Source organism: Seonamhaeicola marinus, from assembly GCF_008085455.1.
Genome location: NZ_VSDQ01000913.1, coordinates 1 through 932, shown reverse-complemented (window position 1 = coordinate 932; position 932 = coordinate 1). Strand labels below are relative to the sequence as shown.

Here is a 932-nt window from a genome sequence, read left to right as displayed (position 1 = left end):
GTAATTTGTAATACAGCACTTAGGTTATCACCTTCATCAGATAGCATGTTTCTAAACTCTACATCTTCTAAAAAGGTAGCTGTTTTATTAAAATGCGTGGTAACATCATCTGCTGTAGATTCGCCTTCTTTATAAAATTCATAAAGCACCTCTAAATCTTCAATTTGCGATTTTAAGGTTTTGTAATCTTCAACCCATTTTTTCTTAACCCTGAGCGATTTCATTACAATTTCAGCTTCTTTGGGGTTGTCCCAAAAATTAGGGTCGAAGGTTTTTTCTTCTTCGTTTTGTATTTCAATTAATTTCCTATCTATGTCAAAGATAGTGCCTTAGTTTGTCAAGGCGGGTATTAAGATCTTTAATTTGATCTGAAGTAATCATAATTTGAATATTTTGAACAAAAATATAATTAATACCTAACAGGAAAAAACTTTAGATATTTTTTTAGTTTTATCTTTTTAAATTTCTCAGAGTAATGAAAATAGACTTAAGAAGTGATACTGTTACCAAACCAAGCGCCCAAATGCTTGATGCTATGATGCAAGCTACTGTGGGCGATGATGTTTTTGGAGAAGATGAAACCATAAACCTCTTAGAACAAAAGGTAGCCCGTATGTTTGGTAAAGATAAGGCTTTGTTTTTTCCAAGTGGCACTATGGCAAATCAAACAGCTATAAAATTACATACACAACCAGGTAACCAAGTTATTTGTGATGCATATGCACATATTTATAATTATGAGTCTGGTGGTGTGGCTTTTAACAGTGGTGTGTCTTGTAAACTATTAGATGGTAATAATGGCCGATTTACAGCTAAACAGGTTGAAGCCGCTATAAACCCTACAGATTATTGGTATGCTGAAACACGTTTGGTAGCTTTAGAAAATACAACCAATAAAGGTGGTGGTGCTTGTTGGGATTTTAGTGAAATTG

General features: G+C 33.5%; 1 protein-coding gene and 1 pseudogene. One reads left to right on the top strand and one right to left on the bottom strand.

Annotated elements, in window-relative coordinates; all coding sequences use genetic code 11:
- A pseudogene (locus tag FUA24_RS24790) lies at positions 1-381 on the bottom strand (PCRF domain-containing protein); the annotation flags it as partial.
- Between the two features lie 94 nt (positions 382-475).
- Between FUA24_RS24790 and FUA24_RS24785 the strand changes: the two are divergent.
- Positions 476-932, top strand: a 457-nt coding sequence (locus tag FUA24_RS24785; protein ID WP_187388395.1) for a threonine aldolase family protein, incomplete at its 3' end; no start/stop codon positions are given.